The sequence below is a fragment of the Thaumasiovibrio subtropicus genome, from assembly GCF_019703835.1.
Classification (GTDB): Bacteria; Pseudomonadota; Gammaproteobacteria; order Enterobacterales; family Vibrionaceae; genus Thaumasiovibrio; species Thaumasiovibrio subtropicus.
In genome coordinates this window covers 124,482-136,594 of the sequence record NZ_AP023055.1, presented here as the reverse complement: position 1 = coordinate 136,594, position 12,113 = coordinate 124,482, and the positions used below count along the sequence as shown (strand labels likewise).

Sequence of the window (12,113 nt, the reverse complement as noted above, 5' to 3'; positions counted from 1 at the left end):
AACCTTAAACCAAGCAGATTCAAACTTTTTTAAAATGCAACAGAATTCCTATTCGAGGACGTCGCATAGGCAAGTATACGCAAACCACTTCAAATGCATGCACGGCGAGGCACTGCTTTCAGAGGCGCGTGGCCAATGCAAAAAAACGCCAGCCCATGACGATGCTGACGCTTTCTCACTTTTTTACACTTTGCGGCTAAGTGCAGAGTTTAATCGCAGATGAGTATGTCGCGCTCAAAGCGACTGACGTTACAACGACGCCACTTTCTGAGGCCATGGGTCGTCAAACGGCTCGCCATTTTGCCAAGCCACCAGCTCATCGTCCGTTAAGAAGCATCGGTTCAAGGCGATGACAAATTGATCAACTTCCTCATTCTGACCAATCACAGTGAGGCGGCACCGACGGTCACCAAAACGACTCTCCGTGCTATCAACTCGCGCCTTAAGCATCTCATACTGCTCAGACGTAAACTTCTGACTTTCATCATCAAGTATTGGCGCGCGCCAAAACCCCACCACTTCTAAGCCCACACTGCCATTGGTTTGGCTCCAGAGCAGAGAGACATCATCACGGGTCGGCATCCAAAAGAAACCTTTGCTTCGAAACACCCCTTGGGTGAGATAACGATGGCACGTATCCCAGAGCCGTTGGGGGTGAAAAGGACGATCATCATGAATCACCTTGGAAACCAGTCGTTGGCCGTGTTTGCCTGAGATGGTCAAGGGGTCATTCACGCTATCTCGCAGCTCATTTGCTAACTGCTCAATCAGGAAGAAATTATAACTCTCAATATCGCGTAGCTGCTCGAAACCAATGTTGCCCCAAGAGGTTTGCACAATCGCGGCATAAGGGTTTATCGGATGAATTGCTTCAGCGATAGCTTTAATCTCACTGCTTTTAAGCCGATCCGATTTGGTCAGAAGAATACGATTTGAAAACATGAGCTGTTCGACTAATAGATTCTCTATTCCGCGCACATTGGCTTGCAGATTTGCCTGCCACTTCGGAATGAGAGATTGCCCTTGCTGATAGTCATCTCTTAGCCAAACTGCATCCACCAGCGTCACCACCCCTTGCAACGACAATAGCGAGTGGCCTTTAAAGTACTCAATCAAGGGCAAGGGATGACTACTACCCGAGGTTTCAATCAACAACCAAGGCGGGTTTTCCGATTGTAATAACGCACTTAACGCTGTATCTAGCTGAGCAATGCCATTGGGGCTGCTGATACTGTCGCCACTGATCGTGATGAAGCGCTTATCGTCTCGCTCAATCACTTCGGTATTGGCAATGAGCACACCGTCGACATCCAGCTCACTCATGTCATTAACGACAATCGCTGGCACCGCATCTGCTTGCTGGGATTGAGTAAGCAGATTGCGCAATAACGTTGTTTTTCCAGAACCCAGAAAACCGTGCAAAATAGTGACAGGGATAGTGGCCACGAGTTAGTTCCTTAACCGCATTGAAGTAGGCGGACTGTTATAACATAACGATGATTTTGTTAAAAGTTAGCTTCTCTATGCCCTCGCCTGCTCGATAAGCCTATTCACATCGCATTTCAAGCGAGTAATCCTGTTGTTCAACGTCGAGATTCGGTAAAATTTTCAAAACCCCAGAAATTAAGTAATACAATATGACTAAAATATATCAAGCTGCCGCGACTGAGCTATTGAATCGCCGCGTACCTGGCACGAAAGCGCCACGCTTAAATGAAGCCCATCGTCCAACCTCTCTCGACGACGCCCTAAACATTCAAGCCTCAATGATCGACCTGCGTGCCGACAAGGTCGGCGGCTGGAAATGTCTGCTCCCGCTAGCTGACGATAAGTTTGTTGTTGCCCCTATTTTTGCTGACACCGTTCAACAGGGCGACGACTGCAAATTGTTTGCCGATAACAATGCAGCACGCGTAGAGCCTGAGATTGCGTTTATCCTTGGCAAAGACCTACCTGCAAGCCCTGAAGGTTATAGTGAAGAAGCGATCAACGCCGCCATTGGTCGTTGTCATATGGCGCTTGAATTGATGCAAGCGCGCTTTGCGAATGACAGCGGTGCTGAATTTTATGAAAAGCTGGCTGATTGCTTAGTGAACCAAGGCATGTTCATCGGCCCTGAAATTGCGCGAGAAAAAGCATTCAACGCCGGTAAGATCGCCATCACTGTGACACAAGGTGATGAGGTCCAAACGTTTGAGGGTGAGCACCCAAATGGGTTAGCACAAACCCCTATTTACTGGCTCATTAATTACATGACACGTCGTGGCGTGGACTTTAAGGCAGGTGAAGCGATCATCACTGGTTCTTACTGCGGTATTGTAGAAGTGGCATTCAACACCACAACCACGATCGACTACGCCGGCATTGGTCAGTTTGACGTGACATTCATCGAGCAACAATAGATTCATCAAGATATACTCAAGCCATCTCAAGATGCTTGAGTATAACCACATCGCAGCTTTCTTTGCCGCGATATACCCTGTATCTCACTCTACAATTTCGCTTTCACAATGGCTTGAGTCTAAATAGAACAATCGTGTATGTTCTATCGAAGTGAGCCCATTCATGACGACGAAAAACCATTGAGAACGTATTGTAGGAGAGACCCATGCGTCAGCAGTATCACTTCCGCACATCAGAACAAGGCCTGTTAGCTTGGAATGTTTTTCGGCTTATTGAAGCCGCAAAGGGATTAGCCGTGATTGACGTACCCCTGTCAGCGATTAAAGAGCTCGATGAGGCCTTTTGGTATGATCTTGGCGGCGCGAAACCCACTTGCCGCAATGTATTAGAACATGCCACCTTGATACAACAAGCCGATTTAACCTATCCCATTTTACTTTGCCATCAAGGTCGCGTGATGGATGGGATGCACCGAGTCTGTAAGGCTTTGATGCTCGGGCAGACCAGTATCAAAGCGGTACAATTTTCCGACTACCTCGCCCCTGACTATATTGATGTGAGTGCCGATGCGCTTCCCTATTAGAGACGCGCATCGTTCAGTCAATCATAGTCAGCGCTAAGTACGGTTACTTACACAACCACACACGAAATTTGCGGCCTTTTAAGTTGCCACGTTCAAGTTTGTTCAGGGCCGCACGCGATACTGATTTCTCAACCGCAACATAGGCACAGAAATCAAACAGATTAATCTTGCCTACCTGCTTGCCTTGAATACCATTTTTACCCGTTAAGGCACCGAGAATGTCACCAGCACGTACTTTTTGCTTCTTACCACCATCAATACGCAGTGTGACCATTGATGGCTTAACTGGGCGGGCATCGGCATCCACGCTTGGCAAGGTTTCAGGCTCGTACTGCGCGTTGGTGTAATCTTCTAGCGCAATTAGCTTATGGGCATCTTTGGCGGTAAATAAGCTACAGGCCACCCCTTGATTGCCTGCACGGCCCGTGCGCCCAACACGGTGAACGTGGACTTCAGGATCGTGAGAGAGTTGATAGTTCACGACCATATCCAGTTCATCGATATCCAAACCGCGAGCCGCGACATCGGTCGCAACCAGCACGGAAACGCTCTTGTTCGCGAATCGCACCAGTGTCTGATCTCGCTCACGTTGTTCTAAATCGCCATTAATTTCAATCGCGCTGAAACCATCAAAATGCAGTGCATCGGCGATATCGACTGTTTCGGCTTTGGTATTACAGAACACGACACATGAACGCGGTTGATGTTTTAGCAATAAGGTTTTTAGGGCTTCAATACGCTCAGCATGGCTATCAACTTGATAGAAGTGCTGTGAAATAGAGCGATCATCGTGTTGCTCTTCCGCTTCCACTTTTTCAGGCTTGCGCATCACTTTCGCCGCCATTTCATCAATCTCTCGCGGAAACGTCGCACTGTAGAGTAAGGTTTGACGATCTTGCGGGGCATAGTCCAACACTGCATCAATGGCTGATTGGAAACCCATCTCAAGCATGCGATCCGCTTCATCAAGGACTAACGTATTAAGCTCACTAAGGTCGATACGCCCTTTGACTAAGTGGTCTTCTATCCGACCGGGGGTGCCGACAAGAATATGCGCGCCATGCTCTAGTGAGCCAATTTGTGGCCCAAAGGGTACGCCGCCACATAGGGTCAAGATCTTAATATTATGAATTTGACGCGCTAGCTTTCGCAATTCCTTCGCGACTTGATCAGCAAGCTCACGCGTCGGGCAAAGTACCATGGCTTGAATACGAAAACGCTTCACATCAAGGTTGTGCAAAATCCCTAAACCGAATGCCGCTGTCTTCCCTGACCCCGTGCGCGCTTTAGCAATCACGTCTTTCCCCGATAAAACCAAAGGTAAAGACTGAGCCTGAATCGGTGTCATGGTGCTAAAGTTCAAAGATGCGAGGTTATCAAGCAACTCACCACGCAGCGGCAGTGAAGAAAAGTTCGTGTTCAAAGGGATTTTCCTGTTAAAGAAGAGAAAGGCGTAGCCTCAGATTCAGGGGTAATTATACCTAACTCCATCCAAGATGCTTTAATTATCACCGAGTAGTAAGGAAAGCCCCCACATCGTGCATGTGTTACTCATGGTGTCATTTCAGTGTTATATTGTAACAACATCATTATTATCAATAAGTTTGTCATCATCATCTAAGCGATAGGTAACGATGAGTAACGGTACAACTGCCTGTCAAACGGGGAAGGAACATGCTTCAAGGAAGGCGACAAATGCTTAACAAACAGAATAATCGCTATTTCAATGTCGTGCTTTTGCTCGCATCTCTTACGCTGCTTACCCTATTTAGCAGCAACACATTTGCCCACGCGGTTGCAGAGGGCGACAAAGGCTACATTCAAGAAATCACAGGGGTGCACCTCATCCCTTTTGCCTACCTTGGCGCGAAACACATGGTGACTGGGTTTGACCATATTCTGTTTCTTCTCGGGGTCATTTTCTTTCTCTATCGCCTTAAAGATATCGCTCTGTACGTCAGCCTTTTTGCGATTGGCCACTCCTCAACCATGTTGTTAGGTGTCTATTTCAATATCGGTATCAACAGCTACCTGATTGATGCCATCATCGGGTTGTCAGTCGTTTACAAAGCACTGGATAACCTTGGCGCTTACCAACGTTGGTTTAATGTTCAGCCCAACACGCAACTCGCCACGCTCTTCTTTGGTTTCTGCCACGGATTTGGCTTGTCGTCGAAAATTATCGACTACGACATCTCACCGCAAGGATTACTCCCCAACTTAGTGGCATTCAATGTCGGTGTTGAACTCGGTCAGCTCATTGCATTGGGTGCAATACTGATTGTGATGGGCTATTGGCGCAAGAAGACGCACTTTTTCCGCCAAGCCTATACCGTTAACGTCATGATGATGTGTGCTGGCTTTGTCTTAATCGGCTATCAACTCACTGGCTACTTTGTCGCCTAATTAGAAAGGACCCCGCATGTTTAATGCTGAGATGCCCCCAAAAAATGCCCTGCCGAGCAGTAAACAGTTACTTCGCTCTACCCTCATTGCATTGATCAGTGCCGCCGTGCTGCTTGTCACTGTCATCCTTCCCGCAGAATATGGCATCGACCCGACGGGAGTCGGCCGTACGCTAGGGCTTACCGAGATGGGAGAAATCAAAACACAGCTTGCTGCTGAAGCAGAAAATGATCGCGTCTCACAACAACCCACTTCCACGTCACTGACACACTCAGCCGAAACAGCAAAGGTGCTGACCCACTTTGCGCATCAAGAAACGATTGAGTGGCAAGATCGCGTGCTACTCACGCTCTCACCGGGAGAAGGTGCTGAAGTCAAATTCGCCTTACAATCGGGCGAAACCATGCAGTTCAGCTGGGAAGCGAAAGGCGGCGCGGTGAACGTTGACGCCCATGGCGATAATGCAGAGAAGATGCTCAGCTACGAGAAAGGCCGAGGAAAAATGGCAGACAGTGGTGAGTTAACCGCGCCGTTTAGCGGCCATCATGGCTGGTTCTTTCGAAATCGCAACGACGAGCTAGTGATGGTGATCATCAAAGCGCGTGGCGAGTATTCGGCAATCAAGCGGTATTAACCCTAAGGCCTCGCCTCAATAGTGAGACCTAGAGAGATTCACATCACTATCCCAACAAAACTCTCCCATACTGTGCCATTAAGCGAATAGAAAATAAGGGCACATGATGAACAAGTACATTGCAGAATGCTTTGGCACCTTTTGGTTGGTACTCGGAGGGTGTGGTAGCGCGGTCTTAGCGGCTGGGTTTCCCGACGTAGGCATTGGTTTACTCGGCGTCTCGCTTGCGTTTGGCCTGACCGTTGTCACAATGGCTTATGCGATCGGACATATTTCAGGCTGTCACCTGAACCCTGCGGTCTCGGTTGGACTCTGGCTTGGCGGCCGTTTCCCCGCCTCACAATTACTGCCTTATATTGTCGCTCAGGTACTTGGCGGGATTGTTGCTGGTGGCGTCTTATATGTCATTGCCACAGGGCAAGCGGGATTCGATGTCGCTGCTTCTGGCTTCGCCTCGAATGGATTTGGCGAGCACTCACCCGGTGGCTACTCATTTATAGCTGCATTAGTAACAGAGATCGTGATGACAATGATGTTTTTAATTGTCATTTTGGGCGCAACTGATAGCCGAGCGCCGCAAGGGTTTGCCCCGATTGCTATTGGCCTTTGTCTCACCTTGATTCACCTTATCTCTATTCCAGTCACCAACACTTCAGTTAACCCAGCAAGGAGTACAGGTGTGGCGCTCTTCGTCGGGGAGTGGGCAACGGCGCAACTGTGGTTATTTTGGGTCGCCCCTTTAATCGGGGCTGCATTAGGCGCAATTGCCTACAAGCTTTTTGCGGAAAGTCCCAATAGCGCAGAGTGAAACTTAGCCAAACTCAACATACCCATTCCCATCCTTTCATCAGGTACCATCGCTCTTCCCGTTCGGGATGGCGATGGCAGGCTTAATCTAAATACTGCCATGTCTTTGCGCCATCAAAAGTACGAACCGTAATTTGCTCCAGCACCTCAGAAGGAAACATACGATAGTTTACTGCTAGTCGAGTCTTAGGCGTTGGGGTTGTATGCGTATAGTGTGTCACACAACCGCATTGTTGACAGCGATTGAAATTAATCAGCTTATCGCCATGACAATAGCAACTGATACCAAACTCACCAATACTCACCACAACATCTGCTTCAGTAAAGTACCCCCATATTGCCGCGTAACGCGCACAAATAGAGCAAGTACACTGTGTCCCTGTGGCCGTTAGCTGTTGTACCCTGAGCTTAACGTTGCCACAATGGCATTGACCTTCATACATCAGCCTTCTCCTTATCGCTAAGACCGACAAGCGTCGTTACTTCACGCGCACAAAACTGTGTTCGACCTCAGCGATGCGAAAAGTAATCGATTCAGAGCGACGCAGAGCATCCAGTTGTTCGATCTGCTGTTGATCGTAGCAACCTTTATCCACCATCCACCCCATGGGTTTTGTAAAGCCATCTTCATTGAGCAAAAAGCACTCATTCTTTATCGCGCTTTCGCGGATATTCACGACCCACATCCGCTGCTGGAAATCCAAATTCTCTTTCACTGCGTCCACAAACTTGGACGCCATACCTTTCAAAAACATATATTTACTCAGTTATATACTCAAGCAGTAAAACCATCACCGCACCATTGCCACAATTCATCACGATTTCGCCAGCCTGACGCCATATCAAGGTGGTTCAATGTTTGACCATTGAAATGACCCAACGAACAGGGAAGCACATGCTCAAGAAAATCTTCCTCATCTTAACACTGACTGGCATCTGCGTTGGAGGGACGACAATGCATATCATAAAAGAAGCGAGAAATTATACTGAAGATGTGATTTTAACAGACCTTGCAAAAGGCCATTGGCGTGGATTCGACAAAAAACCAATGCCAATAATCACTGAATTTTCAGAACTGCCCGACAGGTGGCAAGAATGGCTCATCCAAATCGAAGATCCAGGATTCTATCGCCATACTGGCGTTGACCTTGATACCCCCGGGGCAGGACTCACCACCATTACCCAATCACTGGTAAAACGTCTCTACTTTGCAGAGTTCACTCCCGGGCTGAAAAACAAAATCATCCAATCGATCATTGCTAAGCACGTCGTCAACGACATGATCTCAAAACCCGCGCAGCTTTCTCTGTTTCTCAATGCCGCTTATCTGGGTCATCTTGACGGACACGCCGTGATCGGTTTCGAAGACGCGGCTTTTGCCTACTTTGAAATGCCACTCGCAGCGCTCAGTGATGAACAGTATCTCGCATTGGTTGCCATGCTCATTGCTCCCAACCATTTTAGTATTACTAAACATCCGCAAGAGAACCATGAAAGAGTCACCCGAATTAAACGCGTGCTCAACGGCGAATACTCACCACAGGGGTTAACCGACCTTTACTATGATATCTGCAATCCCATCATCACTGACTGTGAGGCACATGAAGGTTAACAATAAAAAACCGCGCCTTCGGAAGTTAGCGCGGTTTATTCATACTCTCATATGCGATTAAATCAACTTAACGCTCTGCTGAATAAGGGTCTTCAGCCAGTAAGTAAGCGCGCAAATCCGCTTTTTGCGGATGCGTAGCAAGCCATTCACGAATATCACGTAACTTGCTGTAATCGTCTTGCCCAAACTTCGCATGGTAGATATCAGAGAAGCTTTCTTGTGCCGATGTCTCGCGCAGTTTTTGCTGCCAACTGTTGGTCACAATCGCATTCAAACGCCCCGCCACACCCTCTTTTTTTAACAGCTCCCATTCGCCGTTATCAAGCCAAATGCCGCCCACAGCCGAGCTATAATCTAAGCGATGACCTGATTGTGCGGTAATGCGAAACTTGCGCATAAACGTCCCCGTCGCCGGACACATCATCGCTTTGGTTGTGTCATCGATCTCATCTTCTTCGACATTAAACATTGGGGCAAATTCGTAGTCTGGATTATGCTCACGCCATGTCACGAAGTCTTCAATCAAAATCCAGTCACCACGACATGAATCACACTGGTGCGCTCGGAACTGTGCATCGATGAAGTTCGGCATCAACTGGCCTTCACGGCACTGTGGACATTTCATTTTCAAGTCTCTCCTTATTCGATTGCGCGTAGTGCACCATGTTCGTTATAAAAAGTTAATTAGTGATGCATTCAATAGGTTAAGTTTGTGAAATAGCACACAAAATGCAATTGATACTTGACTGGAATAAGGGAACAGCGACAATTCAATCATTGTTGTTTTTTGCCTTCTGGAACCCTCAATGAAAATCGTTGCTGTGACTGCTTGTCCTACGGGGATTGCCCACACCTATATGGCGGCTGATGTGTTGCGCAAGACCGCGCAACAAAACGGCATCAGTATCCAAGTTGAAACCCAAGGGGCGATGGGCATTGAAAACCCACTCACACCACAAGATATCAACAACGCGGATGTCGTGCTGATTGCTTCCGACATTGAGATAGCCCACCGAGCACGTTTCACTGGCAGTAAAATTCACTGTGTCACTATCGAGGAAGTGTTAACCGATGCGCAAAGCGTATTAGTGCGCTGCCAACGGCTATGATTGAGCGTCGCATTGCCTTCGTCACCGACCATGAAGGTTTGCCAAGTTGGGTGCTGAGTAAACTGAAAAGCCTCGCGGGTTACTTTAAATCTTGTATTGTCATTCACAATATTAGCCAAGATCAGCAAGCCGATATCTCCCAGCTCTTTCATTTATTGAGTATGGGGACGCAAAATGAAGATCTCTGCCAACTGTGTATTGAGGGAATAGACGCTGAGCTCGCCGCCATGGTGCTCACGGATGTTATCGCAGAACATTTTACCTTGATTTGTACGGACCCGCGTCAATCTGCCAAGGGCGCGATCTTGATCGACAACCACCCCGCGTTTTCTTTACCATTTGAATGCCATATTGATGTCGTTACTGGACTTGCTGTCGCCAACAAAGCAGAAATGCTTGGCAAACAAGCGACCCTGCTCGCGGCCTGTTTTCCAGATCGCCACAACAATGAGATCACAACGCAGCTCTTTGACCAGTTCCATGAACGCGAGGCGATTTCCTCAACCGGGATGGGCAAAGGCATCGCGCTACCCCACATCATGGCAGATATCGCACCACGCCCCGCCATCTCAATCATCAGTTGCCTCGATCCCATTGACTGGTACTCAGCGCAAGGCGATATCGGCTTGAGCATTGCTATGCTCCTTCCTGAGCCAGCACAGCGTGCACACATTGTGGCTTTTGCAGGGCTTTCCAAAGCGCTGTTGTCGCCGCGGTTTTCACAATCTCTTCTAGCCAATGCCGAGCCGGATGCCCTGAAAGCCATTATTCTCAATACTATGAGCCAAGCGATTAAACGTCACGACACTTAACGCCCTAAAATACGGAATAACGAGCCATCTCTATCTACAAGCTGGTGTTTAATTGCACCACCTACGTGAAGTAACAGCGCGAACATCACCACCTTCACCGAACCATCGTGAATACCGCGCCCGAACCAACTCAGCCATTCAATACTGTTGCCGGCCGCAAGCAACTCAAATCCAAACAGTTCGGTTGGTCGCCCCCCGCCGATATTCATCATCAATCCTGACAGTGGGAACGTCAGCGTTGAAATCAGCAAACCAAGGTGAACCAGTTTTACAATCCTAGCCTGCCATGCGGGTAACGATGATAAGGGTTCAAGAAACCCTTCTCTTAATCGCCACAGCAATCTCAATACCGCTAAAATCAGAATGAGTAACCCGAACGATTTATGATAGTGAAGCAGCGCCCACTTTTCTGGGCTTCTTGGCAAGTCTGCGATATATAAGCCAAATCCAAACACGGCTAAAAAAGCGAGTCCCGTGACCCAATGGAATAGAACGGTTGTCTTTGATAGTGAACTACGCTGGCGCATTTATACTTCCCCCCTACGCACTTATCTCACGCCACATAGAGTGTCTAAAAATAGAGTCGCTATCGACTCATTTTTGGGGTTATTACGTAAAGAACGGGTTATTTCACAATTATCAAAACAGCATACATTCACCCGAGTGATGTCGGACTCGAGCAGCCCGAAAATGCTTACTTAGCGAGCCTTTATAGACGTGTTAGCAAAGCGCTACCGAAGCATAGCTCACCGTAGCATTAAACTGCCGCGTTGCTCGCGCGGTACTCACTTGGCGTCATGCCTGTTTTATTTTTGAACACCCGAAAAAAGTAGTTCACATCTTGATAGCCACAACGCATCGAGACTTCATTCAAACGAAAGTCATAGCGTTTTAGCATGAATTTAGCGCGGTCGATTCGCACCCAAGTAATGTAATCAGCCAGTCGCATGTGCCCTTGCTGACGAAACAGGCGCGATAGATGGTTAGGGGAAATACTGAATCGTCGTGCGATCGACTCTCGATTGATGTCGCGGTGAAAGTTCTCTTGAATATAGATGCAGATACCTTGATACAAGTTTTCGCTGCGCTTTTTAACTGACTCTCCTGGTGCGGCGAGCATAGAGTGGGCATAACTTAACAGTGCCAATAAAAGGTGTTCATCCATTGGCTTCTGTTTTGGTTCTTTTGCAAGGGCATTGAGCGCTTCGAGAATATGATCGATCGCATGTCCCGTTCGCGTCTGCACACTGTGCTTCTGAACATCGTAAAAACCGGATTGGTCTTTCGCTTTGCTGACAAGACTAAAACCGAGCTGGCGTCGACCAAACAACAAACTCAGCACAGAGCAATCCGTCTCCCATCTGGGTTTATTCCAACAGTTAGGCGGGATGTACAATGCATCACCGCCTAACACGCGAACCTCATTGATCTCACCGTGCTCTTCTAACGCGTTAACATACTCGCCACTGACCACCAGCTCCAAGCGCGGAAAGTTAACCTGATAACTAAACTCCGGCGGGGTCAGTTCATCATTGGCAAACCAAATGCGATTAAAGCTATCGCGTTCAGCCACTAAGGTTTCAAGTAAAGCGTGAAAAACAGATGCCATATCATCACTGTCAACAAAATAAACCGTTGTCACCCTAAGCCATAGGATTGCAGAATCCATGAAAAAGCAACTGAAACGTGATCAACATCACTCCAAAATGTGCATTCACCCTATAAATATGTGGTGTTTTTTTCTAGC

At 47.9% G+C, this 12,113-nt stretch carries 15 protein-coding genes; 8 read left to right on the top strand and 7 right to left on the bottom strand.

Annotation, left to right across the window (positions count from 1 at the left end; genetic code table 11):
- Window positions 1-249: 249 nt before the first annotated feature.
- Entirely contained in the window at window positions 250-1,446 is a 1,197-nt protein-coding gene (locus TSUB_RS16925) for a CobW family GTP-binding protein (RefSeq protein WP_087018526.1), read from the bottom strand.
- Between the two features lie 191 nt (window positions 1,447-1,637).
- On the opposite strand from TSUB_RS16925, the gene TSUB_RS16920 reads away from it, so the two are divergent.
- On the top strand, window positions 1,638-2,402 hold the full coding sequence (locus TSUB_RS16920; protein ID WP_087018524.1) for a hydratase: 765 nt from the start codon (window positions 1,638-1,640) through the stop codon (window positions 2,400-2,402).
- A 206-nt stretch (window positions 2,403-2,608) separates the two neighbouring features.
- The gene (locus TSUB_RS16915; RefSeq protein WP_087018522.1) at window positions 2,609-2,986 is read left to right on the top strand and encodes a ParB N-terminal domain-containing protein; all 378 of its coding nucleotides are present in this window, start codon (window positions 2,609-2,611) and stop codon (window positions 2,984-2,986) included.
- A 43-nt stretch (window positions 2,987-3,029) separates the two neighbouring features.
- Here the strand turns inward: TSUB_RS16915 and dbpA are convergent, their stop codons facing one another.
- Complete coding sequence (gene dbpA / locus TSUB_RS16910; protein WP_087018520.1) at window positions 3,030-4,409, bottom strand: ATP-dependent RNA helicase DbpA; 1,380 nt, start codon at window positions 4,407-4,409, stop codon at window positions 3,030-3,032.
- A gap of 272 nt (window positions 4,410-4,681) precedes the next feature.
- On the opposite strand from dbpA, the gene TSUB_RS16905 reads away from it, so the two are divergent.
- The 3 genes from TSUB_RS16905 (at window position 4,682) to aqpZ (ending at window position 6,834) form a co-directional block, all read left to right on the top strand.
- Entirely contained in the window at window positions 4,682-5,392 is a 711-nt protein-coding gene (locus tag TSUB_RS16905; RefSeq protein ID WP_246616504.1) for a HupE/UreJ family protein, read from the top strand.
- 16 nt (window positions 5,393-5,408) lie between these two features.
- On the top strand, window positions 5,409-6,026 hold the full coding sequence (locus tag TSUB_RS16900) for a transmembrane anchor protein (RefSeq protein ID WP_087018516.1): 618 nt from the start codon (window positions 5,409-5,411) through the stop codon (window positions 6,024-6,026).
- Between the two features lie 106 nt (window positions 6,027-6,132).
- Window positions 6,133-6,834 (top strand): aquaporin Z, encoded by a 702-nt coding sequence (gene aqpZ / locus TSUB_RS16895; RefSeq protein WP_087018562.1) that lies wholly within the window; start codon window positions 6,133-6,135, stop codon window positions 6,832-6,834.
- Between the two features lie 82 nt (window positions 6,835-6,916).
- Here the strand turns inward: aqpZ and TSUB_RS16890 are convergent, their stop codons facing one another.
- Window positions 6,917-7,276 carry a GFA family protein gene (locus TSUB_RS16890; RefSeq protein WP_087018514.1) on the bottom strand — a complete coding sequence of 120 codons (360 nt, stop codon included), beginning with the start codon at window positions 7,274-7,276 and terminating at the stop codon, window positions 6,917-6,919.
- Window positions 7,277-7,312: 36 nt separating this feature from the next.
- A complete protein-coding gene (locus tag TSUB_RS16885) occupies window positions 7,313-7,588 on the bottom strand; it encodes a hypothetical protein (protein WP_087018512.1) in 276 nt (91 codons plus the stop codon).
- A gap of 140 nt (window positions 7,589-7,728) precedes the next feature.
- Here TSUB_RS16885 and TSUB_RS16880 point away from each other — a divergent pair, with 140 nt between their 5' ends.
- The gene (locus tag TSUB_RS16880; protein WP_159064849.1) at window positions 7,729-8,445 is read left to right on the top strand and encodes a transglycosylase domain-containing protein; all 717 of its coding nucleotides are present in this window, start codon (window positions 7,729-7,731) and stop codon (window positions 8,443-8,445) included.
- 67 nt (window positions 8,446-8,512) lie between these two features.
- On the opposite strand, the gene TSUB_RS16875 is transcribed toward TSUB_RS16880, so the two are convergent.
- Entirely contained in the window at window positions 8,513-9,070 is a 558-nt protein-coding gene (locus TSUB_RS16875; protein ID WP_087018509.1) for a TFIIB-type zinc ribbon-containing protein, read from the bottom strand.
- 181 nt (window positions 9,071-9,251) lie between these two features.
- Here TSUB_RS16875 and TSUB_RS16870 point away from each other — a divergent pair, with 181 nt between their 5' ends.
- Together TSUB_RS16870 and TSUB_RS16865 are read left to right on the top strand one after the other, a co-directional pair.
- Window positions 9,252-9,554 carry a PTS fructose transporter subunit IIB gene (locus TSUB_RS16870; protein ID WP_087018507.1) on the top strand — a complete coding sequence of 101 codons (303 nt, stop codon included), beginning with the start codon at window positions 9,252-9,254 and terminating at the stop codon, window positions 9,552-9,554.
- On the top strand, window positions 9,551-10,366 hold the full coding sequence (locus TSUB_RS16865) for a PTS sugar transporter subunit IIA (protein ID WP_087018505.1): 816 nt from the start codon (window positions 9,551-9,553) through the stop codon (window positions 10,364-10,366). Before TSUB_RS16870 ends, TSUB_RS16865 begins: the two co-directional genes overlap by 4 nt.
- Here the strand turns inward: TSUB_RS16865 and TSUB_RS16860 are convergent.
- Window positions 10,363-10,893: a cytochrome b gene (locus TSUB_RS16860; RefSeq protein ID WP_087018503.1), complete on the bottom strand. Its 531-nt coding sequence runs from the start codon at window positions 10,891-10,893 to the stop codon at window positions 10,363-10,365. The two genes, TSUB_RS16865 and TSUB_RS16860, sit on opposite strands and share 4 nt — an antisense overlap.
- Before the next feature lie 230 nt (window positions 10,894-11,123).
- Window positions 11,124-11,975, bottom strand: coding sequence for an AraC family transcriptional regulator (locus TSUB_RS16855; protein WP_087018560.1), 852 nt, complete (start codon window positions 11,973-11,975; stop codon window positions 11,124-11,126).
- Between the last annotated feature and the right edge of the window lie 138 nt (window positions 11,976-12,113).

Excerpts from the sequence above, each read along its gene's own strand:
- TSUB_RS16855 (WP_087018560.1), bottom strand. The coding sequence starts at position 11,975 with ATGGCATCTGTTTTTCACGCTTTACTTGAAACCTTAGTGGCTGAACGC.
- aqpZ (WP_087018562.1), top strand. The coding sequence starts at position 6,133 with ATGAACAAGTACATTGCAGAATGCTTTGGCACCTTTTGGTTGGTACTC.
- TSUB_RS16865 (WP_087018505.1), top strand. The coding sequence starts at position 9,551 with ATGATTGAGCGTCGCATTGCCTTCGTCACCGACCATGAAGGTTTGCCA.
- TSUB_RS16890 (WP_087018514.1), bottom strand. The coding sequence starts at position 7,276 with ATGTATGAAGGTCAATGCCATTGTGGCAACGTTAAGCTCAGGGTACAA.
- TSUB_RS16870 (WP_087018507.1), top strand. The coding sequence starts at position 9,252 with ATGAAAATCGTTGCTGTGACTGCTTGTCCTACGGGGATTGCCCACACC.
- TSUB_RS16920 (WP_087018524.1), top strand. The coding sequence starts at position 1,638 with ATGACTAAAATATATCAAGCTGCCGCGACTGAGCTATTGAATCGCCGC.
- TSUB_RS16900 (WP_087018516.1), top strand. The coding sequence starts at position 5,409 with ATGTTTAATGCTGAGATGCCCCCAAAAAATGCCCTGCCGAGCAGTAAA.
- TSUB_RS16880 (WP_159064849.1), top strand. The coding sequence starts at position 7,729 with ATGCTCAAGAAAATCTTCCTCATCTTAACACTGACTGGCATCTGCGTT.
- TSUB_RS16915 (WP_087018522.1), top strand. The coding sequence starts at position 2,609 with ATGCGTCAGCAGTATCACTTCCGCACATCAGAACAAGGCCTGTTAGCT.
- TSUB_RS16860 (WP_087018503.1), bottom strand. The coding sequence starts at position 10,893 with ATGCGCCAGCGTAGTTCACTATCAAAGACAACCGTTCTATTCCATTGG.
- TSUB_RS16885 (WP_087018512.1), bottom strand. The coding sequence starts at position 7,588 with ATGTTTTTGAAAGGTATGGCGTCCAAGTTTGTGGACGCAGTGAAAGAG.
- TSUB_RS16905 (WP_246616504.1), top strand. The coding sequence starts at position 4,682 with ATGCTTAACAAACAGAATAATCGCTATTTCAATGTCGTGCTTTTGCTC.
- TSUB_RS16875 (WP_087018509.1), bottom strand. The coding sequence starts at position 9,070 with ATGAAATGTCCACAGTGCCGTGAAGGCCAGTTGATGCCGAACTTCATC.